We start from the raw sequence: 24,418 nt of genomic DNA, 5'->3' as shown, positions 1-24,418 counted from the left end.
TATGGTCCGCGTCAGGATGCCTCGCTAACGTCTTGCCATGATTGCACTAATTGCGAGTTAAGATGGCTTGCGACTACTTGCTTGTTCTTGTGCGGGCGCTGATCTGGTCAATTTTACTGGTCATTATTCCTCATTTTGAGCAATTGCTCGAACAAGGCTCCGCTAAAATTCTTTTGATGTCCGGCACTTCGCTATCAGAAGGCGAAGTGCCGGCTGTTTATGTTGCGATGCAACATGGTCGGGTTGCAAACTATTCTTGCGGGCGTGGCGTTGATGATGCGGGTTTATCGAGGCGACCTCAGGCGGCGGCCGCTTCAGCTTCGAAGCTGAAACCTTCGTCAGCCCAGCCCGTCATGCCTCCGATCATAACCTTCACCGAAAGGCCGAGACGGGAGAGGCGAAGGGCGGCCTTGTCTGCGCCGTTGCAATGGGGGCCGGCGCAGTAGACGACGAAGAGCGTATCTGCCGACCAGTCCGACATGCGGTGCGCGGTCATCTTGCCATGAGGCAGGTTGGTGGCGCCCGGCACATGCGACTGCGCGAACAGTGCTGGGGCTCGGACATCGAGCAGGACGAAATCGACCTTGCCGGCGGCAAATGAGGCATGGACGTCCCAGCAGTCTGCCTCGAAGGCGAGCTTGCCGGAAAAATGTTCGGCGGCGTCCTGTGGAGCTGCGGCGGGGATTCCGATACGGGGCTTGGCATTGGCTTATCCTCTTGGGTGGTGGTTGCTGTTGCCGCCGATCATCGCCGATGCTACGAATGGCTGAAATTGGCCATCATGACTTGCAGCGTGAAGATCATGCCAAAATCGTCCATACGCCAAACGTCCGGCCCCCATGTCGTGACACTATCGGGACCGGATAAAAGCCATTCTAAAAGAGGGAAATATTCGTTCTTTCCGCGGGCAAAAACAATTCTAGAATCAATTCTACCTTACGCCTTAAAGCGCTAAGTCGCTGATTTCTTTAAACAGCCCAATTCCCGGCTTAGAGTTCCGATTTCGATCATCAAGCGCCTGCGCTGACGGTGAGTTGATGGCTCTTTCGTTTCAGAAAGAGATTCTTGGCTGCAATCTTTTGCAGTCGGCGATCGGCTTTCTACCAGTCACCCGCGGTGATGTCGCTTCGTTACAGGCAGGAGTGCCGACGCCGGGGAGGATTGGAGTTTGGGTGAGGGGGCTTGAGCGCTGATTTGGAGTGCGCAACGCTTGGGCCGTTGCGTGCTAAATCAGCTCGTCTCTTTCTTTCTCCGGCCGGCCGGGATTTCGGACAGCCTGTTCAGGCGATCTTTTCCGCTCGACACGTTCGCGTTCCGCAAGCCCCAACCTTGTTCTTCCGCGGGAGCCAGAAAGCGGATACCCTGATTTTCATAGAACTGGCGAACTACCGATATGTAGACCTCGGTGACTACCTCGCCGCGCTCGATCTTTTGTATCGTACTCCGGCCGACGCCAATGAGCGCCACCACCTCGTCCTGACTCAGGCCGAGAAATTCTCGCGCGATCTTTAGCAGTATGTGCGGCAGCGGCTCCATGAAGGATTCATAAGCATGGATTTTCGAGACGAGCAAAAATCTACGTCAAAAATCGTTGACGCCGGTCAAAATGTGGCGTCTAAAAAAGCCAATGGCTCGCTTCAAAAGCCAATGGCATTCGAATCCTTTCCGCATTCTCATCGAAATCTCTGGAGCGCAACGAATCATGCAGCCGAGTCTTGCTGGTCGAATATCTACCTTGAAGAAGCTCCTCGCCGACTTGGAGCGGCTTCAGGCAGGAAGCATTAAAGCACCTGATCTCATGTCCGTTCCGGTGCTAAACGACTGGGTGCACACGTTCACCATCGTAAGCTGCCTTAAAGGCTCGCTCGAGGGGCACCCGCGTTTTCCGGACGGCCACGAGGTTCGCACGAGCGAGTTCATCACTGTGCTCAAGGACGATGGCGAATTCTTTGCTCGCACAACGAATTCTTGGTACCGTCTCGGCTCGGCTGGCGGGATTGACGCGCGATGAGGCACCGGATCGCAGCGGGTGCCTTTAAGGAGCTTCGGCGCAGGCCGGGTGTGATGCTAAGCTACTTTGTCCTTCGGCGAAGCCTTCGCGATACGGTGCAATTTCGTAGCGATGCGCCTGGCATTCTTGTCGTGATCGTGGACAAGGGTTGGGTTGGCCGGTTTCACCGCGCGGGGGAACTTCTTCTTTCTGGACAGCGCCAGGCGTTTTTCAATGCCGAGACTTCCAGGCATCAGGTCGTCAGCATTGAGACGGGTTCCAGGAAGAATGTAGAGCTCGACATCCTCCGATATTCGGCTCAGACGATCGTTGTCACCGATAGTTTCGACGTGCTTCCCGATAAAGTAAAGATTGCAGCGGACGAGATTCGGTATGTTGATAACCCTACGCCTCGACAGATCAACGCAGTCCGGAAACTGACCGGCCGGAAGATGGTCCCCAACGAAACGGCGAGGCTGCTTGCCAATCAGAACTGGGACATGATCGACGCTCTGCTCTGTCGGGATTCTCTCGACCGATCGATGCTGGCTGCGCCCGCCTCAAACTCATCGGCCGCAGCACCCCGCCTGGGCGAACTGCCAGGATTCGGGTCGGTGCGATCCTGGGCGTCAGAGCTTTCTCGGGATCTGGCGGCGTGGAAGAGGAGAGCTTGAATGGTTCAATCTCGACCGCGCCGCATTGCTGATTGGTCCCCCCGGCGTAGGAAAGACGATGTGCGCCGGAGCGCTGGCTGCGGAGCTGGACCTCCAATTCATCGCGACTTCGGCTGGGCAATGGCAGTCGGCCGGCGGGGGCTACCTCGGCGACATGTTGAAGGCAATGCGCCTCGACTTCGAGAAGGCTTCGAAATCCCGCGGCGGGGCTCTGCTTTTTATCGACGAGCTGGACTCGATCGGGAACCGTGCCCATCCGAGCCAGCATGCGTACTATGAAACCCAGGTCGTAAACACTTTCCTCGAGCTCACAGGCCGGGTGATGCCGGGCGTCGTTCTGCTGGCGGCTACGAACCGCGTCGACGATATCGAGCTGGCGATCCTTCGGTCGGGTCGCTTCGAGCGCCATATTTCGATCGACCTGCCTACACCGCTGGAGCGGGCCGATATTCTGTCCTACCACCTCAAAGGGTTCGACGCCGGCCGTCTCAGACGCTGGACCGATCAGCTTCCTGATTTCACTCCGGCTGATCTGGAAAGAATCGGACGCGCGATCAGGCGCTCCGCGCGTGCAGGCGGGCGGGACGTCAATGATAGTGACGTCGAAGCGGGCATGCCATCCAGGGTCTACGTGTCGGGGGAGAGCTCCGGCGGCTTGCCTTGCACGAATGCGGACACGCGTTGGCGGCTCTCGATTGCGATTTTATCAAGTCGGTAAGCATCGAGCTTTTCGACGCTATCATCGAGGAGCGAGGCGTCCAGTCGGGCGGACATGTGAAGTACGAGATGAAGGATTCGGTTGTCCTGACCGAAGAAATACTCCGGGCGCAGATGAGGATTTCTTTGGCGGGTCTCGCCGCCGAGGACGTTGAACTTGGCACCAAAAGCACGGGAGCGGGCGGCGGTGAGGGCTCGGATCTCCAAACGGCAACGAACATTGCGTCGTTGATGGTGGCCTCATGGGGCATGGGTAAGATTCCGCGCCTTTACGCCGAGAGAAAGGTTGTCGAGCGTCACTATCGGCCTGTGGGTGCGATCTCAACCGAAATAGACGCCATCCTCCTTGCGGAGTGGGGCAACGTCCGAGCGCTCCTTCAGCGAGAGCGCGCAAGGTTGCTGGAGCTGACGACCGAGCTGCTGGACAAGAGAAGGATCGCGCTCAACGAGCTGGGAAGGTTTGGTCAATCGGGCGAGCCTACGGCCTCGACCCTGGCCGAGCGTTAGGAGCAGGAGCGGTTGCGCCCCGTATTCAGGAAACGGGGCGCTGTCCCCAACAAATCCTATCGTACCCGGTGGCCATCGCGTCGATACCATCATTCATGGCTCCACGCTTCGTCGAGCGTCATCTTCCCGTTCACTAGGTCAGAATCCTCTGTCGAATGCATCCTCGATTGCTCCCTCATAAAGGGCATCCGAAGTGAGCCGCCTGCGCAGTTCCTTCTTCACATTGTCGCGCAGCCTGTACGAAGGCCAGCCAATGATACGTCCCTGCGCCTTCGCGTTTACGGGGCCACAGCAGCAATCATCGAACGAGCCTATCGTAAGGATGTCGATCAGTGAGCCTAGCCGAATCCTTGAGAGCGAGCGCGCTTGCCCAAGCTCCTCGATCAGGTTGCCCCTTCGCTCGCTAACTTCATGAAGCGCGGCGAGCGTGCCGGGGTGAAATCGTATTGCTGCGTCCACGTGGTTTCCTCGTCCGTTGGTTTTAATGGTCGGGGAACCTTGGAAAGGCGTCAACTCGCTGCTGTGAAAATCGAAGGTGGAAATTTGAAAGTCGCGGCGGCCAATCCTAGCGAGGAGCATTCACTTGCAGCAATATCGGCGAGATCTTTTGTCAGTCGATTGACGCCCGTTTCGTGCGGCGCCACGCTATCTCCAGCAACGATCCAGGAGATAAGACTATGATCCTTTACCACTTCACTTCTGCCGCCCATCTTCACGGAATTTCTAAATTCGGCCTGACCGTGGGTGATGTGGTCACCGACGTTGACGCCTTCAAAGGGAAGATCGGCGTCTGGCTGACAACGTCCCAGACCCCTGAAGGGCATGGACTGGAAGGCAGCATGGTCGACAAGTCTGAGTTCAGGCTGACGGTCGACGTCCCCGAAAACAAGCTGCTTTGGAAATGGAGCGATTGGGCACGAGAAAATCTGTCGCTGCGCACGAGGATTCTGCTCGATACGGGGGACGTCGATCGCTTCGAAGATTTCTTCATCTACTTCGGCTGGCTGCCCGCCGAACGTATCATGCAAGTCGCATCTACCAAGACCGGAAAAACAGAAATTGATTGGGGCGGCGAGCGGCCGGACAGCCATCTAGTGCCAGGGGTTCCGTACGGAAAACGATACGAGTGGCAGAAGCGTATGCTTCGTAACGTGCACGAGGTCACGACTCTGATGAATGCGCAATCTTTCGGCCTTGCCAACTGAAGAGAACATGACCGCCATTTCCATTCGCTCGACAGCCGTCGCGAGACCCGAGCGTTCGATCGAAGGTGCCTTGGTCGGCACTTCGATGGTCGAAGTGGACGCAGCAAGTAGAACTTTGATCGCTGCCGAAGGAAATTACGGATGGAAATAAGCCTTTAGAGAAGAAAGGGAGCCTCGGCTGACGCGTATTTGTCGAACGACTAGACGCCGAGAGCAAGTTTCAGACGCGCGACGCGACTAAAATCCGTACTTCTCCCGACGAGTGGTAAAGGCTCGCTGACCTCCTTCGAGGAGCTTCTTGACGAGATCTTTGACTTTCGGAGCATCGATCGATCCGGAGAGATCCTCCGAGATGATGGTCCGTTCGATGCCACCGTCCACGATCGGCTGTAGGCCGATGATCTGTTCGGCGTCGCCAAGGACTGGGATGTTCGCATTGTGGCTCGAAAAGATGAACTGGCGGCGCCGCTTTTCGACGCGCATCGCGGGAACGATGCTGTCGGCGATGAAACGATTGTCCAGATCGTCTTCCGGCTGGTCGACGATGAGCGGAGCTTCCGATTCCAGAAGGAGAAGAAGGAGCACGGCAGTTGCCTTCTGGCCGGTCGAAAGATCGTCGAGCTGCTTCCATGTCTGAGAACCTTCCGGGCCGACGTTCAGTTCAACGACCGCTTCCGGTGGCAATTCGCATTCTTCGATCTCCAGAGCGAGCACGTCTCCGTGTTGTGCAATGCGGTCCGCGCCGGCGCTCGTGAACCCGTAGGCAGTTTGGAGGGCCTGTGACCCGGCACGTATCGTGTTTGCCAAGTCGGTGAGACCCAGCGCATCTCGATCCTTAAGCTTCTCCAGGGCGGCAGTCAGGTTTCCACCGACTCGTTGTCTCAAGATTGTCTCAAGGGGTGCCAAATTCGAGTTCTGACGCACGCGTACACGAACGCGGTTCTCCAGCCGCTTCGAAACCTTGTGCGCCGCTCTTTCCAGCGCTCGAAAGTCCTGCGCCTTTATGCGTTCCCAATCGACGAGAAGATCGGCTCTCGTGGTTCTCAACGCCTGGAGTTCCGCGACGAGGTTTTGCTTCTCGACTTCCTTGGGCTTCAGAGCTTCCACCTGGTCCTGAAAGGAGACAAACTTTCGGGGCTCGTGTCCTTCGCTTTCAAGTTCTCGCACCAAATTGCCGAACCGCCTCTCCGCCGCTTCCTGCAGGGGCGTCCATTCCGCCTGGACCGCGGTGATCTCCGTCTTGGCTGCCGCCGCTGCCGCCTCCAGATCCGCTGCTGCCTTTATCTTCGCCTCGTCCAGGCGAGCGGCAATCTGATCAAGTTTTTCGAGCAAGCTCCGGCTTGGGAGGTCAACATCGTCCGGAGGCAGGACTCTCGAACCATCTTCTGGCGGCGCAAGTGCGGCGGCCGCGCTCACGAGGTCTTCTGCCGCCCCGAACGCGGAACTAAAGATCCGCACCTCCCTGTCGAAGCCAGACTTCTCGCTCAAACGCTCCTCGAGCCCGGCGGTCGCGAAACGGGCAAGGTTCGCTCTCAAGCCCGGCAAGGCGCTTAATTGTTCCTCGATCTTGTCGAGGTCGGACTTTCGTGAGTTTATCTCCTTTCGCGATTTCCCAAGCTTGTCGCAAAGAATTCGACGGTCTCCGCCGAAGTGGGTATCGCCCGAAGTGAACCTCCGGAGGATTTCCGCGAGCTTGTCGGGGTGCCGCGTGAGTTCGGAGATTTCGTGCTGGCCGAAGATCTCCGTGTTTCCGATCAGAGCCGCCGGAGATACGTCCGACAATCGATTGCCGTTCTGATCGTAAACGACCGGCGACTGCCCGAGTATCCTGGTGATCAGGTAGTACTGGGGGAAGGCTTTGGAAGCCGTATCAGGACAGAGACGACCGAGTTGGGCCCGAGGACCTGCTTCAAGATCGAGGCATGGCTGCGTTTGACCTCGTCTCCTTTGACTTCGACCCCCAGGACATATCTGAGGCTCTCGATGAGCGTAGACTTTCCAGCTCCGCGTCCACCCACCAGGACGTTCAATCCGCTATTAAGCCGCAGCCCCTGTCCATCAAGAAGGCCACCGGCCCAGCCTACGGCGACGATCTCCTGATGTTCGTCGTCTGCTGGCTCCGAGTTCAATCTGATACGGGATTCCCAGTCTAGGAAGCCCTGCCTTAACCCTTCGATAGAAACGGAAGTCATCTTCACGAGCGTTGTAGAGCTCTTCTCGGCGAACCCGGAAGGAGACGTCACGTCGTTCGCGTTCACGATACAAATTGGGCGATCACGCTTGGCGGTCGTATCGTTGTTTCTGAGGATGTCGAGGCAGCTCTGGGGCGCTTCCTCCCTCGGGCCGGCGATTGCCGCGGCAAGCAAATGCTGGGACTTCCAAGCTTGCGCCCTAGGGCCGCCCTTTAGCGTGGTCAGCAGCCCGCTCGCGCTGCATACGTGAGCTGCAATGCATACGCCGTTGGCCTCCGCCACCATCTGCATTATCTGCTCGCATGTCTTTCTGGCGAGAGGCGACGGAACGGTATGATCGACGATCTCGCACGCGCCGATGTAGCGCTCAATCGTGGAAAGAGGCGTTCCCAGTTCGAATAGGCACAGGAGATGGATGCCCTCGCTCGAATTGGCTTCGAAACCGGGAAAGACCTTGATCCCGGCAGCTTCCATGGCTGCGAGCAACGTAGCTGTCGTAGATATTCGAAAATGGTCCGTAAGTCCGACTACCGTCACGCCCGCAGCAATGCATGCGCGGACCATTGCATCATTATATTCTGCTTCGGTCGCGAAAGTCTGGTCGACAGCGGAATGCCGCAGCCCGTACTCGAAGGGATTGACTTGGAAAGCGCATCTGTGGAACCGGGCACCCTCCGACATCCGGATGGCAGCTTTAATTTCGTCCCCGACACCGCTGTGTCCGAGCAGCGTGAACAATTCCATCGGCACTTCAGCAGATTCGGTCATCGCAAACCTCATGAGATGTGACAGAGATTTATGCGAGGTCTTTGATGCAATCAACGGCTGAATGAATGTCCAGCCTGTCGGGGGCGTCGCCCGCGAGTTAAGCGGTCCGGGAAAGAACAGGTCATAATTTCAAAGTATTGTATAACATTTCTCGTGGCGCTTGGCCCACCCACAATCCTTTAAGCCGGGCGGCTCCCTCTCGCGCAGGGATATGTATGACGGCGGACTATTCCCTGGGTCTGACCGTCCTCGGGTTGGATCAGTTATCGATCCGTATCCTGTCGAGATTGCGGCCGCTTGCAAACCTGATAAGGGAGAAGATACCGGACGTCTGGGGCCTGGCCCTCCTCGCAACGGCGATGATTTTCCTACTTGCCCTACCTACTCCTCTGCCTTCGCGACTAGAGCCCACTGCCTCGCGCCTCTCTCGTGTCGTCAGCGTGCTACTGTAGCCGCTCGCGATCGTCGTTGCCCGCCTGGCCGGCACCAAGATGGGACATCGGCAGGTTAGGATATTGGAACCCACAGGCGAGGCCAAGCAGTGTCTAAGGCCATCGCGGTGGGCACTCCGCCTCCTGGATCGCACTTGAAAGTCCGATGACGTGGACGGATATGAAACTCGTGAATTGAATCGCCACGCTGGACTAAAGGCCTCCGGCGTTTCCGTGGGATTGGGGATACAACGTGACGCCTTTCAGCTACCGGAGTCGAGCAAAAGAGTTCAACGAGGCTTTCAACAAGCAGCTCGCCGCGGACATCGCACTGGAGCGGGCCGAACTGATCTCGCCGCGGAACGTCCAGCGGTTTTCGCACGGCAGGAACTGGCGGACGAAACCTTCCGATCATGGAGACGAGGACGGCGAACTGGCCGAGCACTCGTACGAGCTGTTCGCTCATTTTGATGACGCGATGACGCACGACATTCGTAAGCTTGTTTTGGCTCGTCGTAAGATGGTCGCCGGACTGATGACCGAGTTCAAGAGAACGCTGTTCGCGGCGATCGGCAATTCGACGGAAAAATCGGGAAATATCATCACTCGTGCTCCTGACCAGACGCCCGCCGAATCCTTCCTCGCCGCGCTTGAGATGATAGAATTCGGTGTCGACGATAATGGCGAGGTAAGCATGCCTCAGATCCACATGGGGAGGGAGGCGTTCGAAAAGACACTCGCATCGCTCGAGGCTCAGGGGCCCGAATTTATTGCACGCGTGGAACAGTTGAAGGCAGAGAAGTCTGCACAAGCCAAGCAATTCGAACAGGAACGCCTAGCCAGGTATCCTTCTCCTTGGGAAAGTTGACATGCGGGCATTGATCGCGATTGGCTGCGACATTTACGATAAGCCACCCCTTTCTACCTTGGCAGGAGCCGAGAACGACGCTCGAGCTGTCTACGACCACCTCGTGTCGAGTGGTTGGGGTGCCTATGACGAACCGAGCTCGAGAATTCTCCTTTCGCCAACGATCGCCGAGTTGAAGACGGAACTCGAGGACGTGTTGTACTCGGCCGACGTCATCGAGGAACTGACGATCTTCTTCGCCGGTCACGGAGGCGTCAAAGACGGCAGCTACTTCTTATGCTTGAGAGACACGGACGTAGACAGGATGTCGTTCAACGCGCTCGCGATGACTCAGCTTTTCGCCTGGATCACGGAAGCGAAGGTCGGTCATACCAACGTCATCATCGACGCATGTGAATCCGGTGGCGTGGTTCACGACATCGGCGTTCTACTTAATCCGAATGTTATCGGGAAGGTCGGTTCTCTCGCTGTCTCCATCCTTGCCGCGTCGGGATCCGACGAATACGCGCTGGAGACCGGCGGAGCAGGGCATTGTACGACCGCGCTCATGTCATGCCTTCGTGGGGACACTGTCGTTCAGACGACCCGGCCTTCGCTCGACCTTGTTGAGGTTGGGCAAGTTGTATCCAGGATGTTGCAAGGCAAGCTCCAAACTCCCGTGTCTTGGGGCATCAACCTCTTCGGCATCTCCCAATTGTCAAAGAATCCATGCTTTGCAGGCGGGAACGCCTACATTGCCGAGGCATTTCCCGGACTGACCGGAGATGGCGCCGGGAACGAGCACATCCGTGCGGCCTCGGAGGCTATTTGGGAGCAATATCTCTCCTTGTCGCGGGAGTTCAACGCCGATAGCTTCCTTGATGTCATCCTTCCGGTCTGCAAGCGTCTCGAGAGCGAGCCGGCGATGGCAGTCGGGTTTATCGAGGGCCTATCCAGCGCTTTCGGCGCTAGAGGAGCTGCGGTAGAAGACGCCTTTGAAGCCGCCCGCGTCCATGCCGCGTGCGCGATCGCGCTCCTTCCGCTTGCCGGGCCTGACGGACCGGTGAACATTGCTATTCAATCTCTCGCGGCGAAGGTCGTCCGTTCGATAAACGAGGGAATAGCCCACCTATTGGTGAAGCTGAATGAGAGCAAGTACGCGCTCCTTGGGCCGAATTCCGGTCTGGCTGATTTCTACTTTCTCCCCTTCGGGTAGCGAGCGTGCTCGGATGGGTAGGTGCAGCTTTCCATCTCGATGAGGCTAGCGGCAACCAATCCTTTCACAACGAGGACGCGGCCGAATTGGTGCGCCTGGTCGTGGGGCACTATTCAGGCTCGCTAGTCCCTGTGTCCGATGAAATCGCGCCGTTCTATATTTCGTTCGCATCGGCAGCGCCATGGATCGGCTGCATACACGAATTGGAGGCGGTTTCCGGTCTTTATCTGCAAGTCCTCCACGAGCGGGGGAAGGCTGGCGTATCCGGGGCTGAGCGGCTCTGAGGCCTTCAGGTTCGTGATAGCAGCAGCAGAAGGAAAATACGGCGACTGCGCAGACCTTCTTTGCAACCCCACAAGCCTTCTTGCGGCCACCCTTCTCGTATTCGGGAAAATGGGGCTGGCGAATCTCGCCGACGGCGCGATGAGGTCATTCGACCGAACTAACGTTAACTTCTTCATACCTGATGACTACAGGAACTTCGGCGAAGGTCTCGTCGAGGACGGGATGAACTTCTCCTTCAATATAGGCCATTCTATATTCAGCGTCGCGGACGTGATGGAGCAATGGAGCGCCGTCGAGGAAAAACTGGACGACAGTCCGTCACTTGACATCCCCGCCGTCAGAATTGCTAGCGTCCTGGCATCGCTGCTGCGGCCAGACCGGCAGGCTTGGTTCCTATTGCGCGACGATATAGGCGGCGATTAGCACAAATCACGAGAATTGTGTCCTCCAATTGGCGCCTCGATCCCCACTTCTGCGCTCTGACAGATCATGTAATGTGCTTACCTTAGGGTGTGAGGGACAATGACATGATCAACTATTCGGGATTGTCACGGCCAAAGAGCGTCGCCGCGCCGACTGATCCAATCGAAATCTTCAAGAAGACCCCAAATCTCGGCGACGCACCAAACGATCTGTGGAAGGGGCAAGCCGAGGCGCTGTCGTCATGGCACGCCAGTAGGAAGGTCGAGGACAACCTCGTCATCCTTAACACAGGTGCTGGCAAATCGATTGTCGGCGTTCTGGTCGCTCAGAGCCTTGTCAACGAAGAGATCGGCCCGGTGGTGTACGTCTGCGGCACCATCGACCTCGTTCGACAGACCGTCCGGGAATGCGAGCGGATCGGGATCAAACAATCGACCCGCACCGCGGGAAGCTTCGACAATGACCTATTCGAAACCGGGAAGGCGTTCTGCATAACGACCTATGCAGCACTGTTTTCATCGTTGAGTCCCTTCCGAGGAGAGAAGGCGCCGGCTGCGATACTGTTCGATGATGCCCACGTGGCAGAAAGGATGATCCGCGACGCCTTCACGATCACCGTCCAGAGGCGCTCACATCAGGATTTGTTCAACGAACTCGTCGGGATTCTTAGGCCGGAATTCGATAACGTCGGGAAGATCGCCCACCTGAATTTCGTTCTCGACGACATTGGATTGCGGTCGGTCACGATGGCACCTCCGGCGAGTGCATATCGGAATGCGCAGGCGATACGCGATGCGTTCAAGAGACACGAATACCGGAAGAAGCCGGACCTGATGTTCGGCGTGATCCAGCTCTTCGAACATCTCCAGTTCTGCTCCGTGTTCGTCTCTTCCGACCAGATCGAGATCACCCCTCCGTTCATTCCCACTGGAAACTACGACTTCCTGCAGAAGGGAGTTAGGCGGGTGTACCTGTCGGCCACGCTCGACTACGACACCGATTTCGTGAGAGGGTTCGGAGCCTCAAAGGCCAACCGGATCGAGCCGAACAACGATGCGGGCAACGGCGAACGACTCATCCTTCTCGCGAATGACTTCGAGAAATCAGATAACGAGAAACTCGTTGCCGGCGAACTTTCGGCCAAGCGGAAAGTCCTGGTATCGACGCCTTCCTACTCGCGGGCGAAGAAGTGGGAGCCCATGGTCACGCCTCCCACCACCCAGGAGTTTTCGGAGAGCTTGAACGCCTTTCGCAACGCGAAAACCGGAATGTTCAGTCTCGTCTCGCGCGTCGACGGCATCGATTTGCCGCAGGATACCTGCAGGATCATGCTGATCGACGGAGCCCCGGCGGGATCGAGTTCGATGGAGCGATTCCTGTTCGACGTGCTGCAGATGAACAACCTGTTTTCGATGAAGCTGGCGAGCCGCATTACTCAGCTCTTTGGCCGCATCAATCGAGGGAGAAGCGACTACGGCGCGTTTCTCGTCTACGGTCGCGATATCAACGTCTGGCTGAAGAACGACCGAAACATCGCGCTTTTGCCCGATCTGCTCCGGAAGCAGGTGATGCTCGGCCAGAACCTCCAAAAGACATTCCGAAGGCGACCCAGGAACAGGTTGTCCAGCTCGTGAACGACGTGATCGACCGCAAGCCTGACTGGCTTGACTACTACCGAGACACCATCGACGGGCTCACTCTGTCCAAGGAGGTCGCCGAAAAGGTGCGGGAAAGAGAAACGGCACTTGCAGTCGGGGCAAAGGCTGAAAGCGACTTCATGTCCGCCCTCTGGAACGGAGACGTCGCTGGCGCACGCAAGGCCATTATCGAGGTGCTTAACACCGTGGCGGTCGTGGATCCCAAGCTTGCCGGCTGGTATTCTGTCTGGCTCGGCATGACCTACGAGATCGAGGGGGACGACGACAATGCCAACGTCCACTACACAAGAGCCAGGTCAAGGCTGACGCAGCGCCTCAACCTTCCGTTCCGCGCCGTCTTTGAGTCCGGCGCATTTAAGGCACAAGCTCAGAACGATTTCCATCATAAGCTTCTCTCTGTCTGCAATCAGGGGCCGCAAGCCCTCGCCGACCTCGTCGCCAAGCTCAGAGCCGAGATCGATCAGTTGGCGAGGCAGGATCTGTCGTCGAACCAACATGAAGAGTCGCTGCGAAGGGTTGGCGAGCGACTAGGGTTCAACGCATCGAGACCGGACAACGACGTCAACGCCGGACCCGATGTCGTTTGGTCTGACGAGAAGACCAAGACGTTGATTGGTTTCGAACTCAAGACGAAGAAGGAAGCGGGGAGCGAGTACAGCAAGGCCGACATCGGACAATGCCACAATCATATCGAGTGGCTCCGTGAAAACTTTGACGGGTTCACGTTCGATGGTTTGCTTGTCGTCGGACCCGAAGCGCCGTGTTCGAACCAGTCGAACCCTTCTGCCGACATGTGGCTTGCTACGGTTTCGCAACTTCAGAATTGCATCGGACGTCTTTGCGCCCGTATCGATGACGTAAGGGGAGGGACTACGATCGCCTGCTGGACTGCCCTGAACGAAATGGGACAGCTTGCGGAATGGCAGCTTCCGGGCATCCAGGCGCAAATGCGCACGAAGAGACTGGTGGACTTGAAGGGCTGAGGTCTTCCGTTACCACGTACGCTGAATAGAATACCCTATTCCTCCGGGGAAAGGTCTTCCGTTTTCTTCCACATCAGATCTTGTTCTTGCTTGACGACAGCAAAGCGCTTGAACGCTAGGCGAGCCTTAATAAGTTCAACGTCCCGCAAATCTCCGACGGCCTCAAGGACACGTTCGCGGGTCACGGAGCTCTCTGCGCCTACAACGACCTCGGCCAATCGCAGGGCCGGTTCGAAACTATGGAAAAAGTGTCCGTTCTCCGATTGCTGGTCTTCCAGTCTGAAAACCATCCGCTGCTCGTCCTCGTATTTCCAAGCGTCATACTTCACGAACCAAGTGCGCATGTGGTCGAGCGTGCTGATCTGATGGATTTGCTGGTCTTTGAAGTGTTTTTCCTCGAGGAGATGCTCGGTGTATTCGATGGGAATGATCGGGCGGGCTTGAATGACGTCGAAACCCAAACATATACCGCGGTGACGATCACCGTAGTGCGACCACATCATTGGATGCGTCCAGTCGCTCGTGAAGCAGACAATTCCGTATTTCTTATTCGCTTGCCTCTTCATCTCCCGCATCCGCTTTCGCTGCTGGGTCGTGGGGAGCCGAAGCGGTATGAACTCGAACGGATCGTTTAGATCCTTGATGCGGGCGATCTTAATCCGCCGCTTCTCGATGTTCTGAAGGCCATAATTGGCGGACGTGAAGTAGTAGAGTCTCATAAGCTTCGATCCTGATCTTCGCGGCTTCCGGTTCTGGGGCGAGAGCGGCCAACGAGAGTATTCCTCAAGCGGGTTGCCGCGACCTTTCCACCTAACTCTTCGGGGGATGAAGCCCGCACGCAGGCCAAGCCTCGGTCCGTCCGGCCCTGCAAACAGATGGACATTCAGGGTGTCCTGAACGTCTGCAGGCGGCTCTTTGTTGTCGAGTACGATGACTTGAACAGACGCGCCCGTGTTCGCCAAGCTCTCCCAGAACTTCGGCTCGATTGCCGGAAGAATCTGGTCGTTTTCAGCGACGTTAACGGCGCTCTGGCCGCTCCGCTGCTTCACCGTCGCCAGGTGGCGATGTTCCTTTCGGGCCTTGGGCTGGGCCACTGAAATTCCATGGGCGACTGCAACGCCGTAATTGTCCTTGAGAGGGTTGCCTGCGTCAGCGAGGAAACCCTGATGAGACCACCTCCTCATACTTTCAACGCATCGTTCCAGTGGAAAACGGTTCCTGTCTTGCGATCGTCGAAGTCCACGACCGTGATGTCGAGAGAAGTCAGCAGTTTTCGTGGAATCGGTCCGAGCCCCTTAGGTAGGACGAGTATCTTCCGGTAATCCTTCCGTAGCATCTTCTCGTAAACGACCAACTGGCCTACCGCCTTCATATAGTCGGATGCACTGAAGGCGGTTTTGATCTCGATGAGGTATCGGACGTCCTTGCCGACGGTATAAAGGTCGGGTCCTAGCGCGCCGACGCGTTGGTTTGCGACCACAGAATCCTTTCGCCAAGAGGTCGTCTCTCAGAGCGTGCCATATTCGGGCGTGAACACGCTCGATCTTTTTGGCAGCTTGAGGCGGCACTACCGTAAAGCCGATGGATTCTTCCAGCAACACGGCGCGATCTTGCGCTTCAATGAACTCGGGGTTTGCCGCATCGGTCACTCGAGTGCGGACTCTCGAACATGCCTGGGTGAACCGAGCCGTCTGTCTCACGACGTCAATGGGATCCGTAGATAGGTGTGCGACCACGAAGTAGGGGACGACGTCTCCGTCGGCGAAGCTTACCAGCTTTCGACGGACGGGCGAGCCCTGCAGCGCCTCGGACAGTTGAACCCTCCTACCTCCGACGTTCATTTCCCCAGAATGGAGAAGCCATGTGCCGCCTTGCTGGTCGCGGGCTGCTAGTCCCTGCCATCGGCCCCGCGGGCCGCCGTCAGGAGGATTGACCTCGACGATCAAGTTCCTCGACTTCTTCCCACCGAGCCGGTCACCCAAGCCATTCCAATAACGATGCGCCTCGTCCCGCTCCCATCCCCCGACGGCGAGCCAGATCCCGAGCTCTTCGACCCAGATGGTGCTTTCGGAAAAACCGTGATCCGTGCGGCCGGTCTTCTCGAACGCTCGGCGCCAAGCTGAGATCGCGCCCGATGTACCCGTACTGCTCTCGACCGCCTTCAGAGGCGTTCCGTCGTCCCCGATCTTTTTCATGACCGACGTGATCTGCTGCGACACAGAAGACAGGTTGGCGCTGGTCTTGCGGAATGCCAGCGCCGCTTGGAGCGCCTTTGGCAGGGATTCGCGGGACGCCGGTATTCCGTCGAACATGCGTATGACGGGACGGCGTATGACGGTATCGGTGTCGAGACCATCGACCTGACGGAACGGATCGCCGGCGACTTGTACGAAATGGATGCGGTCGCCATGGGGTATCAACGCGATATCGCCGACAGCGATCTCCCTGATAAAGCGCCAAGTGTGTTCCAGGGCGTTCGCAAGGTGCAATGTTGGGTAGGTTTCCTTCAGAACAGCACGAAAGCTGTCTTTGGAAAGACGTCGGTTCAGGAGCGCGTCCGCATCGCTCCAACCGATTGCAACGACGCTCTGCTCCAGCAGCTCTTCGACGCGGTCGATCTCGCTCGGCTTCAGCCGCAAGCCCCAGAAGTTCATTGATTCTCCCCTGCAAAACTTCTCGCATCATGGTTGCCGCTGACGTTCTGTCAACGAAACGATGCTACCGGTTGTTGCAATTTGTCGAAGGCGAACCACGAGCTAACTACTGATGATCCGACATACGCGAACCCAACATGCAGTCGGCCAAGGATTCTTTCACTCGGCAGAAATCGAAACTTCGGCCGGTGCGCACGTACGGTACGTCTATGACTGCGGCGCCATGAACAAGTTTCGCGTGGCCCGCGACTCGAGTATAGATTCCTTCCTTCACGCCGTAGGCCCCAGAGCAAAACTCGACTTTCTTTTCATCTCGCACGCGCATTTCGATCATGTCAGTGGACTGCCAAAGCTCTTGGACACCGCGAGCGGCGGCGTCCAGGTCGACACGATCGTCATGCCGCTTATGGACGTCTACGATCGGCTGCTCATATTCGCCAGTGCCGCGGCGGAGGACGCCGCGATTGGTGGGGACTCCTTCTATCGGGGTTTCGTCTCCGATCCCATCGAGGCCCTTCAGGCTTTCAATCCAAGACAGATCCTTCTCGTCAGAAGAGGTGATAATCGCGACGGACCACTCGGCGGCGACGGGCCCGGAGAGCCGGGACCCTTCCTTGGCGACGGTCCCTTTCCGATTAAACTGCTCGGACGGGGCTCCGTCCGCCGAGGGGACGGCGCTCCGGCCGTGGGGGCTGCGGTCATGGTGATCCCCGACACCCGCTATATCGCCCTCTCTGTGGAGTCGCTTTTTGGCTCCTGTCGCCATATGTCGATCCAACGGTGAATGCAGGTCGCTCGGCATTCCGCGCGGCGCTTGCGCTCGAAATGAAAATGAGCACGCGAAGTCTAGGGCAGTGGCTGAGATCGTCGCAAAACCGAATAGATCTTTTGACAAACAGGCTTGGCAGGCTTGAAAGAGCGTACAAGTCGATCAAGTCGAATATCAACATAACTTCGATGTGCCTGTTCTCCGGGCCGATGCCCGACTCGAACACGCTGTCGATCGATCATGGATGGACCGCCGGAAAATTCCGCGGTCGCAATCTTGACAGGGGGATCGCATGGCTCTCGACCGGCGATGCCGCGCTCGCGCAGAAAGGGCGGCGGCGCTCGATGTTGGATCACTACCGCATTCTGCTCCCGTCCGTACTAAGTTTCACGCTGCCACATCATGGTGCGGCGGCAAACTACCATGACGACCTTGTCAGACATGTTGATCCTCGCTTCTGTGTCGTCGCAGCCGACCACTTCAGCAAACGATGGCATCATCCCGGAGCGCAGGTCGTCCAATCCGTTGCTTCACACGGGTCGCTCCTGTTCACCGTGACGGCGGAACCGTTGTCGCAGTTCCAGGAAGTTGCCTATATTCGTTGAAACGCCGCCGAAGGTCTTCGAAATTCAACAAGCAAACAATGTTGTTGAGCGATTGACGACAGCCGCAAGCCGCCTTGCACTTCACGTTCTACTCCTGTCTCCTCTACGAGGATCAAACCTTGCCCTTGAGTCCGGACATACCCGAGATGTTTTGGATCAGTGCGAAATGCGGAGCCATGATAGTCATGCCTGCTGCGGATCATCGTGGACGTATCGGGATAGATTCAGCCTTCGAAGAAAGGCGGGCTCATGACACTGTTCACTGAAGAGCTCTCCAATGACCTCCTCTCAGTCTTCGAGGAGGAGAGAGGTTGAGTACGAAGGCGAGCGATACCTCGTCCGCGACAACGGCGCCGTCTTTCGTAGAAACAAGCATAGGCAGAAGAGGCGGCCGCTCGACGCCGACTGGACTTTCGGACGAAAGACGCCGACCACCGGTTATATGCTGATCGCCGGCGTCCCTGTTCATCGGATCGTATGCACTGCGTTCGCGGGGCCGCCGCCGGTTTCGACGCACATCGTGGATCACATCGACACCAACAGGTCCAATAACCGGCCTGATAACCTTCGCTGGCTGTCACGCTTGGAAAATGTTCTCCTCAACCCGATTTCGGTGCGGAGGATCATTCTGGTCTATGGTTCCCTCGATGCTTTTTTGAAAATCCGCAGAAGGTCAAGAGCGAGGCGTCCTACCCAGACGTTTCCTGGATGCGGACCGTGTCCAAGGAAGAGGCGGCTGTGTCGCGCGCGCGGCTGTTGAAGTGGGCAGCCGGCGATACGCAACGAAGCGGGGGCATGCTGGGCGAATGGCTTTACGAAACTTCGGCGGCGATGCCCCGGCAAAGCGCCCCGGAAGTTTTCGAGATCCCTGACGTTATCGGCCGTGCAGGTGAAGTGGCGAGTGCCGACCGAGTTTCCGGCCTGCCCAGCAGCGGTCTCAGATGACGGATTGAATGAGTACCGGAATGCATTGTCGTTTGGCGACGTTTTCGCTCAAAATCCCTACAGCAAAAGCTTGGTGGTACAGCACGATATGGCTGAAGACGGGCTCGTGGTGCTGACGCGCTTTTCAGGCGACTCCGTCAAAGACTGGGCCGTGGCTCACGTATCGATGCAAGGCGAACTGTATTATCACCGTAGCGAGTATACGTTCTTCGAACTTCAAGGCGCACTAAAGCACTTCTGCCAATTGACGGGAAAGAGCTACGACGACCCCTTTGACGACTATTGCTGACGCCGCGAAACGACAGGGCGTTGGCCCAGCTCCGGTGTTCAGGCCGGCTAACCATTTATCGCCGGGAAGGCGTGGCGCAGACAAACGGCCGAGGAGTGCTTTCATAAATGAAGTTCTTGAATGAGCGCGATGGGCTGAGAATGATCAGGGAGATGCTCGGCTCAACCGATAGCGCGACTCTCGTTGTGGCATTCTGGGGAGCAGGCGCCATCGACGCCCTCGGACTACGCAAGGAATGGCGCTCGCTTCGAGTAGTCTGCAATCTTGAATCCGGCGCGTGCAATCCTCATGAAATTGAGGATCTCCAGAAGTTGGCCGGCAAGGTGGAAGTTTTTCGGATCCCAGGCTTCATGGAAAGGTGTACCTGACAGACAGCCATCTCGTGCTTGGTTCATCCAACGCTTCCAGCAACGGTCTCGTCGTGGAAGGTCCAGCGATCGGGGGTTGGGCCGAAGCTAACATCTCAACGAACGACAGAGGCCTTCTGAACCAGGTGCGTACCTGGTGCGACGAGCGCGTTGGAGGTGCACAAGCCGTCACTCCGGAGAAACTTGCGCTCGCACGGGTCGTCTGGAAAACAAGACGAGCGGCGTCGCCGGTAAATGGCGGATTATCTAGCGACCTTGTGGCCTCTGTTCGAAGCCATCTTGACCATCCTGCATTCGCCGGCGTCAAGGTGGTCCAGTGGGCGCGCAAGATTACGGCTCATGCCGAAAGAGTACACGAGGAAGCGATCGAAGCGAACCAAAGCCTGAAAGGAACTGAAGTCTACGAGGGCTGGGGAGACGAAATGCGAGTCGGGCATTGGCTCGTCGATTTCGATGTCAGCGGTCGAAGGGCGGCGTTCACAGGGTACTGGCACGTCGTCCACCGTGACAAGGAAAACGACGTGACGTTCGTGAAGAAGCGGGGCTTTGTGGAAATTCCGACGATCGGCCGGCTCAAGCTCACGATCGAGGACAAACGACGGTTTGAGAACATGATCTCCGCCGTTCCCGGAAAGGCGCTGGGTCCGAAGGAAAGAATAATGCCGATTGCGCAGGTCGTATCGGCGCTCGACAACCTGGCATCGAAGAACAATCCCAAAGCTTTCGACAAGGCGATGTTCGCAATCTACGAGCAGGCTAAGGAGTTCGGGTACTATCCGATCGACTTCCGTTCGATGGTGGAAAAGCTTGGTGGAATTGCAGCCGCCAAGCAGTTGATCAACAACCAACGAGTGTCACAGGGGTTCACGAGACTGTGGGAAGAAAAACGCCTCGATCTAAGCGTTGAAGCGCTCGCGATTTCACCGGAATGGCGGACGCTCTTTTCGGCAGAGGAGATAAACCGCTCCAGACGCCGCCTCAAAGACGTGAACTATCCACTTCCGGATTGACCAGATGCGGAGGATGCCCGGCTGCCCATGGGATGGCGGCCGTAACCGGGACGTTGGCGGGCCAAATCCTTTGTGGGTAGAAATGACGGCGGCCTTCCAGGAGGCGGCATGATGCGGATTGGCAGGAAGAGGTGGAGTGCCCGATCTTCCTCGATAAACGAGTGCCGCTTATCGCGACTTGTAGCGTTGCTCAATGTACTCGATGTGTAGACGAAGTGCTTCTGATGCAGTGATAGCCTGCGCATCCGCGAGTGCTGCTAGTAGGGCTTCCGTCTCATCGAGTGGCAGAGCGGTGCGGTCAAGAACATACTGGAACGGCTTCACGTCATGTTTCGCCGCCAGCTCGATGATCTTGGTGCGAGCGGTATTCTCGGGTGGAGTAAGATCGATCACGAGTGGTGATCGGCCCGGACGGATTACCTCCAGCGTCACCTTCCGCAGGAGGCTTCCGAGAGAGAGCATTTCACCATCCGCCTCATGGCTGCCGTAACGAGACACCGGATTCCCATGCATGGAAGAGTGCCGGAGGCTTTCCCATGCATCGAACTCGTCCCTGGTGATCACCCCCGACTTCTTGAGCGTCGCCAGGATATTCCGCGCCGTGAGCTGCCGACGCCGTTCGAGTGCATTGATGGCTGTACCTATGAGGCCCTTGTCTCCGTTCCACGCCCGAACATGTCCCGACATGGCCTCGATGGCCGCGTGATCGACAGCAGGGTTGGTCCTGTCGGCAGGCATCAGATCGCCCAGGAGATTCTCCACCGAACTTGCGATCACCATAGCCCAAACCCATCGGGACCCGCGAGTTGCAAGAACCACTTCCTCGTACAGCTTCGTCAGCTTGGCGCCGTCCATGGTTTCGTTTCCCGTAGCGACATGGCTTTCGACCACATGTGCCAAGAGATCAGCATACAGCGCCCAGAACCGCATCTCATCGCCGCCTCCCGGCCACAGGGCTATCCAAGCGGTGGTCTTCAGGAACTCTGGGTTCTGTCTAAGGCTTACATGCGTGCTGCCGTCCGAATGGTTCCGGGCGGTGATGCGGGGATAGATGAGCTGGCCGAACATGATGCGAAGCGGCTCGGCTAGCCAGTTTTCAGCCCAAGGAAATGGAAATCTACCAGATGCGCCCACTGTGACGCGTAGGACCTCATGATCGCGGCTATACTGAAAGAGCACCTCTTCACCGAGAACGTCCACCACGCGATGCACGCCACCGAACCGATGCAGGCACTCGTCAAGCGGTGTCCCAGGTTTGACGCGGATCGCGATCTCGGTAGTGTTCGGGATTTCGTCACCGAAGCTCTCGCCATCCACCCACAGGCCGCCTTGCGCCTCGCCTTCGAATGTTCATCGACCATCGGGCAGGGTGTCTGTGCTCGGCGCGGTGCCGGCACCAGTCAGGTCGACACCATCTATCGTCGATCCAACGACGCGAAAGAAGTTTCCTCGTCGTAGATGTCTTCGTCGATCTGTCGCAGCCGGCGCAGAAGTCGACCGATATCCGATGGCATCCCGGTCATGCGGTACTTGATGTCCTCGCCGTCCACCAATTCGAAGACCCCGGACCCTGTCGCCAAGTCTTCATTTGGGTGAATGCCGCTCATGACCATTTCCGGCACATCGATTGTTAAAGGCCTTTGCATCAGCCTGAGCCAGGTCTGCGCAGAGAGGTCTCGTCGTCCGCTATCTTCGCCAGCCCTCATTGTAAGGGTGGGCAGCATGGCGCCCAGAAGTCCGCAAGTCGAGATTGACGCCAATTCTTCACCTCAGCCCTTATCCATCGCGAGATCGCCGCTACGCACGCCGCCCCGACAAGTGAGCCGGCAGCGGCTCAACATGCCGATTCAATCCATCCTACGATCACAGGGGGCGTTGCAAGGCCCATAAAGGGGCTGCAGACAACGAACAGATTGAGAACCTGTGACGTACGCGGCCCGCAGGTGGGCATTCACTCGCAGTGCTTCGGCGCCTTGAGCGTCTTCACCAGCCGGTCGATCACGGGCCCGAACCGCCTCTGCTGCGCGGCGAGGTACTCGATCCGGAAGTTGCCCATGGCGTCGTCGCAAAGCGCGATCTGACGGATGTAGACGATCCGGTCGCCCTTCGTGCCCGACAGGCTCGCCCAGGACGCCCCGCGTTTCTCATATGAGAACTGCCAGCCGGCGTCAGTCTCGAACTTCTTCCGGAGATCGCTTTCCTGCCGGAAGCCGCCCTCTGTCAGATAGTTGCCCCAGATCGATAGCTTCGCAGCGCCGTCGGCGCTGGCAAGGCCGAGGCCATCTCCGTTGTCGGGCGTCGAAACCGTCCTGAAGTCGGAAGGGAGTTCGATCATGTAGCCGAAGCGGCCGTTCTCGTAGGGTTTGGAACCTGCGAAGGAAGTCGTAGCCAGAAGCAAGGTTGCGACCACTGTGATGTATCGACGGTGCATGATCGTCCTCTGGAAGTTCTTGGCAACATGAATGGACTGCGAGCGCAGAAAGTCAATTCCTAGCTAGCCCGCCGACGCGGCGGCTAGTTGCGCGCATTCCGCGAATGCTGGTTCCGGCGGGGCCATCATTCATCGTAGCTCAGCACGGGGGTAGTGCGGAGTAAAGGCGTGGAACCAGATGAGCATTGCCGCCTTCAGCGATTTCCAAAACGTCAACCTAGTCAGCGACTTGTAAGTGAACAAAGCCGATGTCCCTGATCGGTGAGTTCTTCAGTGGAAAACGGAACAAATGTGAACAAACCCTCTTGCGGTCGTCCGATGTCACCCTCATCTTCGGTTGATATGTAAAGATTTAACCAATGCGGCGCGGCGACGAGGATCCCTGCAGATGACGGCACACATGAAGTTCTTCCCGACCGGGAATGCTGACACGACCTTTATTCAGCTTGCGAACAATCAGGTCGTCCTGATGGACTACGCGCATATGCGCAATGAGAAAGACCCCTTCGACAAGCGGATCGATCTCCCGTCCGCGATCCGCGACGCCATGGAAGAGGCCGGCCAGGAGTCCTTCCGAGTCGTCGCCTTCACCCATCTCGACAAGGACCACATCTTTCGCTCCAGCGAGTTCTTCTGGTTCGAACATGCGGCCGCGTATCAAGGCGGCGACCGTATGAAGATCGACGAACTCTGGGTGCCCGCGGGCGTCCTGACGGAGGTTGCTCTCGACGACGACGCCCGCGTTATCCGGCAGGAGGCCCGGCACCGCCTCAAGGAAGGGAGGGGCATCAAGGTCTTCTCCCGTCCTGAGGCCCTCAAGTCCTACCTCGAGGAGAACGGTCTTACGCTGGAATCCCGGATGCACTGCATCGTCAACGCGGGCGAGCTGGTTCCGGGTTTCAGCAAGTGGGGGTCGGAGGCAGTCGAGTTCTTCGTGCACAGTCCCTTCGCCTGGCGCACTGACGCCGGCCTGATCGACCGCAATCAGGGATCTATCGTCGTGCAGATGACGATGCGCGAGGGACTGAACAGATCCTATGCCTTGCTTGGTGCGGACATCGATCACGAGAGCCTCTCCCAGATCGTACGGACAAGCCGGGAACACGACAACGAGGATCGCCTTCACTGGGATGTCCTGAAGCTGTTCCATCACTGCTCCTACCTGTCTCTCTCGCCGGACAAGGGCGAGTACATGACGGAGCCGGTCGAGGACGTGAAGTGGCTGTTCGAAGAGCTCGCACGCGAAAACGAGATCATCGTCTCGCCTAGCAAACCGATCCCGCTGAAAGGGACGGAAGCCGACAAGGACGTGCAGCCGCCGCACCGTCAGGCCGCGAACTACTATCGAAAGATCATCAAGGATTCTGAACGGCAAGTTCCTCGTGACCATGGAGACGCCGAGCGAAGCGCGGCCGAAGCCGATCCATCTTAAGATCACCGCCCAAGGAGTC

The 24,418-nt window shown here is 57.5% G+C and carries 26 protein-coding genes and 1 pseudogene; 17 read left to right on the top strand and 10 right to left on the bottom strand.

Features of this window, described 5'->3' with window-relative positions:
• Window positions 1–298: 298 nt before the first annotated feature.
• Both N7E02_RS08270 and N7E02_RS08265 read right to left on the bottom strand, forming a co-directional pair.
• Window positions 299–705, bottom strand: a pseudogene (locus N7E02_RS08270) (rhodanese-like domain-containing protein).
• Window positions 706–1,230: 525 nt separating this feature from the next.
• Window positions 1,231–1,536, bottom strand: coding sequence for a helix-turn-helix transcriptional regulator (locus N7E02_RS08265; protein WP_286581400.1), 306 nt, complete (start codon window positions 1,534–1,536; stop codon window positions 1,231–1,233).
• Between the two features lie 199 nt (window positions 1,537–1,735).
• Between N7E02_RS08265 and N7E02_RS08260 the strand changes: the two genes are divergently transcribed.
• The 4 genes from N7E02_RS08260 to N7E02_RS08245 are packed head-to-tail and all read left to right on the top strand — an operon-like array spanning window position 1,736 to window position 3,888.
• Complete coding sequence (locus tag N7E02_RS08260; protein WP_286581399.1) at window positions 1,736–2,011, top strand: hypothetical protein; 276 nt, start codon at window positions 1,736–1,738, stop codon at window positions 2,009–2,011.
• A 53-nt stretch (window positions 2,012–2,064) separates the two neighbouring features.
• A complete protein-coding gene (locus N7E02_RS08255) occupies window positions 2,065–2,664 on the top strand; it encodes a hypothetical protein (RefSeq protein ID WP_286581398.1) in 600 nt (199 codons plus the stop codon).
• 58 nt (window positions 2,665–2,722) lie between these two features.
• Window positions 2,723–3,382 (top strand): AAA family ATPase, encoded by a 660-nt coding sequence (locus tag N7E02_RS08250; RefSeq protein ID WP_286581397.1) that lies wholly within the window; start codon window positions 2,723–2,725, stop codon window positions 3,380–3,382.
• The gene (locus tag N7E02_RS08245) at window positions 3,346–3,888 is read left to right on the top strand and encodes a M41 family metallopeptidase (protein ID WP_286581396.1); all 543 of its coding nucleotides are present in this window, start codon (window positions 3,346–3,348) and stop codon (window positions 3,886–3,888) included. Before N7E02_RS08250 ends, N7E02_RS08245 begins: the two co-directional genes overlap by 37 nt.
• A gap of 138 nt (window positions 3,889–4,026) precedes the next feature.
• On the opposite strand, the gene N7E02_RS08240 is transcribed toward N7E02_RS08245, so the two are convergent.
• Window positions 4,027–4,347 (bottom strand): hypothetical protein, encoded by a 321-nt coding sequence (locus tag N7E02_RS08240; protein WP_286581395.1) that lies wholly within the window; start codon window positions 4,345–4,347, stop codon window positions 4,027–4,029.
• 218 nt (window positions 4,348–4,565) lie between these two features.
• Here N7E02_RS08240 and N7E02_RS08235 point away from each other — a divergent pair, with 218 nt between their 5' ends.
• On the top strand, window positions 4,566–5,093 hold the full coding sequence (locus tag N7E02_RS08235; protein ID WP_286581394.1) for a hypothetical protein: 528 nt from the start codon (window positions 4,566–4,568) through the stop codon (window positions 5,091–5,093).
• A 237-nt stretch (window positions 5,094–5,330) separates the two neighbouring features.
• Here the strand turns inward: N7E02_RS08235 and N7E02_RS08230 are convergent, their stop codons facing one another.
• Together N7E02_RS08230 and N7E02_RS08225 are read right to left on the bottom strand one after the other, a co-directional pair.
• Entirely contained in the window at window positions 5,331–6,875 is a 1,545-nt protein-coding gene (locus N7E02_RS08230) for an AAA family ATPase (RefSeq protein WP_286581393.1), read from the bottom strand.
• A gap of 53 nt (window positions 6,876–6,928) precedes the next feature.
• Window positions 6,929–8,053, bottom strand: a complete 1,125-nt coding sequence (locus tag N7E02_RS08225; protein ID WP_286581392.1) for an AAA family ATPase — start codon at window positions 8,051–8,053, stop codon at window positions 6,929–6,931.
• A gap of 684 nt (window positions 8,054–8,737) precedes the next feature.
• Here N7E02_RS08225 and N7E02_RS08220 point away from each other — a divergent pair.
• From N7E02_RS08220 to N7E02_RS08200, 5 genes are all read left to right on the top strand, one after another.
• Entirely contained in the window at window positions 8,738–9,352 is a 615-nt protein-coding gene (locus tag N7E02_RS08220) for a hypothetical protein (protein WP_286581391.1), read from the top strand.
• A 1-nt stretch (window position 9,353) separates the two neighbouring features.
• Window positions 9,354–10,547, top strand: a complete 1,194-nt coding sequence (locus N7E02_RS08215) for a caspase family protein (protein WP_286581390.1) — start codon at window positions 9,354–9,356, stop codon at window positions 10,545–10,547.
• Between the two features lie 297 nt (window positions 10,548–10,844).
• On the top strand, window positions 10,845–11,255 hold the full coding sequence (locus tag N7E02_RS08210) for a hypothetical protein (RefSeq protein WP_286581389.1): 411 nt from the start codon (window positions 10,845–10,847) through the stop codon (window positions 11,253–11,255).
• A 104-nt stretch (window positions 11,256–11,359) separates the two neighbouring features.
• Window positions 11,360–12,889, top strand: a complete 1,530-nt coding sequence (locus N7E02_RS08205; protein ID WP_286581388.1) for a DEAD/DEAH box helicase family protein — start codon at window positions 11,360–11,362, stop codon at window positions 12,887–12,889.
• Entirely contained in the window at window positions 12,886–13,896 is a 1,011-nt protein-coding gene (locus N7E02_RS08200; protein ID WP_286581387.1) for a hypothetical protein, read from the top strand. Before N7E02_RS08205 ends, N7E02_RS08200 begins: the two co-directional genes overlap by 4 nt.
• A gap of 35 nt (window positions 13,897–13,931) precedes the next feature.
• Here the strand turns inward: N7E02_RS08200 and N7E02_RS08195 are convergent, their stop codons facing one another.
• The gene (locus tag N7E02_RS08195) at window positions 13,932–14,990 is read right to left on the bottom strand and encodes a DUF2971 domain-containing protein (RefSeq protein ID WP_286581386.1); all 1,059 of its coding nucleotides are present in this window, start codon (window positions 14,988–14,990) and stop codon (window positions 13,932–13,934) included.
• 201 nt (window positions 14,991–15,191) lie between these two features.
• The gene (locus N7E02_RS08190; protein WP_286581385.1) at window positions 15,192–16,550 is read right to left on the bottom strand and encodes a hypothetical protein; all 1,359 of its coding nucleotides are present in this window, start codon (window positions 16,548–16,550) and stop codon (window positions 15,192–15,194) included.
• 223 nt (window positions 16,551–16,773) lie between these two features.
• On the opposite strand from N7E02_RS08190, the gene N7E02_RS08185 reads away from it, so the two are divergent.
• The 6 genes from N7E02_RS08185 (at window position 16,774) to N7E02_RS08165 (ending at window position 20,536) form a co-directional block, all read left to right on the top strand.
• The gene (locus N7E02_RS08185) at window positions 16,774–17,334 is read left to right on the top strand and encodes an MBL fold metallo-hydrolase (protein ID WP_286581384.1); all 561 of its coding nucleotides are present in this window, start codon (window positions 16,774–16,776) and stop codon (window positions 17,332–17,334) included.
• A complete protein-coding gene (locus tag N7E02_RS08180) occupies window positions 17,331–17,924 on the top strand; it encodes a ComEC/Rec2 family competence protein (protein ID WP_286581383.1) in 594 nt (197 codons plus the stop codon). Before N7E02_RS08185 ends, N7E02_RS08180 begins: the two co-directional genes overlap by 4 nt.
• A 277-nt stretch (window positions 17,925–18,201) precedes the next feature.
• A complete protein-coding gene (locus tag N7E02_RS29565; protein WP_353622863.1) occupies window positions 18,202–18,684 on the top strand; it encodes an HNH endonuclease signature motif containing protein in 483 nt (160 codons plus the stop codon).
• Between the two features lie 141 nt (window positions 18,685–18,825).
• Window positions 18,826–19,158 (top strand): hypothetical protein, encoded by a 333-nt coding sequence (locus N7E02_RS08175; protein WP_286581382.1) that lies wholly within the window; start codon window positions 18,826–18,828, stop codon window positions 19,156–19,158.
• Between the two features lie 107 nt (window positions 19,159–19,265).
• Window positions 19,266–19,526, top strand: coding sequence for a hypothetical protein (locus N7E02_RS08170; protein WP_286581381.1), 261 nt, complete (start codon window positions 19,266–19,268; stop codon window positions 19,524–19,526).
• On the top strand, window positions 19,517–20,536 hold the full coding sequence (locus N7E02_RS08165) for a hypothetical protein (RefSeq protein ID WP_286581380.1): 1,020 nt from the start codon (window positions 19,517–19,519) through the stop codon (window positions 20,534–20,536). Before N7E02_RS08170 ends, N7E02_RS08165 begins: the two co-directional genes overlap by 10 nt.
• Window positions 20,537–20,704: 168 nt before the next feature.
• On the opposite strand, the gene N7E02_RS08160 is transcribed toward N7E02_RS08165, so the two are convergent.
• From N7E02_RS08160 to N7E02_RS08150, 3 genes are all read right to left on the bottom strand, one after another.
• Window positions 20,705–21,853 carry a hypothetical protein gene (locus N7E02_RS08160; RefSeq protein ID WP_286581379.1) on the bottom strand — a complete coding sequence of 383 codons (1,149 nt, stop codon included), beginning with the start codon at window positions 21,851–21,853 and terminating at the stop codon, window positions 20,705–20,707.
• A gap of 98 nt (window positions 21,854–21,951) precedes the next feature.
• Window positions 21,952–22,143 (bottom strand): hypothetical protein, encoded by a 192-nt coding sequence (locus N7E02_RS08155; RefSeq protein ID WP_286581378.1) that lies wholly within the window; start codon window positions 22,141–22,143, stop codon window positions 21,952–21,954.
• Between the two features lie 344 nt (window positions 22,144–22,487).
• Window positions 22,488–22,967: a hypothetical protein gene (locus N7E02_RS08150; RefSeq protein WP_286581377.1), complete on the bottom strand. Its 480-nt coding sequence runs from the start codon at window positions 22,965–22,967 to the stop codon at window positions 22,488–22,490.
• Between the two features lie 388 nt (window positions 22,968–23,355).
• Here N7E02_RS08150 and mblB point away from each other — a divergent pair, with 388 nt between their 5' ends.
• A complete protein-coding gene (mblB, locus tag N7E02_RS08145) occupies window positions 23,356–24,399 on the top strand; it encodes an anti-phage 6A-MBL system MBL-fold protein (protein ID WP_286581376.1) in 1,044 nt (347 codons plus the stop codon).
• Window positions 24,400–24,418 lie beyond the last annotated feature (19 nt).

It is taken from the genome of Terrirhizobium terrae, assembly GCF_030323265.1.
GTDB lineage: Bacteria > Pseudomonadota > Alphaproteobacteria > Rhizobiales > Rhizobiaceae > Neorhizobium.
The sequence above is the reverse complement of the archived record's forward strand: the minus strand, read 5'-3'. Positions and strand labels throughout refer to the sequence as shown.

Excerpts from the sequence above, each read along its gene's own strand:
- N7E02_RS08265 (WP_286581400.1), bottom strand. The coding sequence starts at position 1,536 with ATGGAGCCGCTGCCGCACATACTGCTAAAGATCGCGCGAGAATTTCTC.
- N7E02_RS08255 (WP_286581398.1), top strand. The coding sequence starts at position 2,065 with ATGCTAAGCTACTTTGTCCTTCGGCGAAGCCTTCGCGATACGGTGCAA.
- N7E02_RS08250 (WP_286581397.1), top strand. The coding sequence starts at position 2,723 with ATGTGCGCCGGAGCGCTGGCTGCGGAGCTGGACCTCCAATTCATCGCG.
- N7E02_RS08235 (WP_286581394.1), top strand. The coding sequence starts at position 4,566 with ATGATCCTTTACCACTTCACTTCTGCCGCCCATCTTCACGGAATTTCT.
- N7E02_RS08225 (WP_286581392.1), bottom strand. The coding sequence starts at position 8,053 with ATGACCGAATCTGCTGAAGTGCCGATGGAATTGTTCACGCTGCTCGGA.
- N7E02_RS08215 (WP_286581390.1), top strand. The coding sequence starts at position 9,354 with ATGCGGGCATTGATCGCGATTGGCTGCGACATTTACGATAAGCCACCC.
- N7E02_RS08205 (WP_286581388.1), top strand. The coding sequence starts at position 11,360 with ATGATCAACTATTCGGGATTGTCACGGCCAAAGAGCGTCGCCGCGCCG.
- N7E02_RS08190 (WP_286581385.1), bottom strand. The coding sequence starts at position 16,550 with ATGAACTTCTGGGGCTTGCGGCTGAAGCCGAGCGAGATCGACCGCGTC.
- N7E02_RS08185 (WP_286581384.1), top strand. The coding sequence starts at position 16,774 with ATGAACAAGTTTCGCGTGGCCCGCGACTCGAGTATAGATTCCTTCCTT.
- N7E02_RS29565 (WP_353622863.1), top strand. The coding sequence starts at position 18,202 with ATGACCTCCTCTCAGTCTTCGAGGAGGAGAGAGGTTGAGTACGAAGGC.
- N7E02_RS08170 (WP_286581381.1), top strand. The coding sequence starts at position 19,266 with ATGAAGTTCTTGAATGAGCGCGATGGGCTGAGAATGATCAGGGAGATG.
- N7E02_RS08155 (WP_286581378.1), bottom strand. The coding sequence starts at position 22,143 with ATGAGCGGCATTCACCCAAATGAAGACTTGGCGACAGGGTCCGGGGTC.
- N7E02_RS08150 (WP_286581377.1), bottom strand. The coding sequence starts at position 22,967 with ATGCACCGTCGATACATCACAGTGGTCGCAACCTTGCTTCTGGCTACG.
- mblB (WP_286581376.1), top strand. The coding sequence starts at position 23,356 with ATGACGGCACACATGAAGTTCTTCCCGACCGGGAATGCTGACACGACC.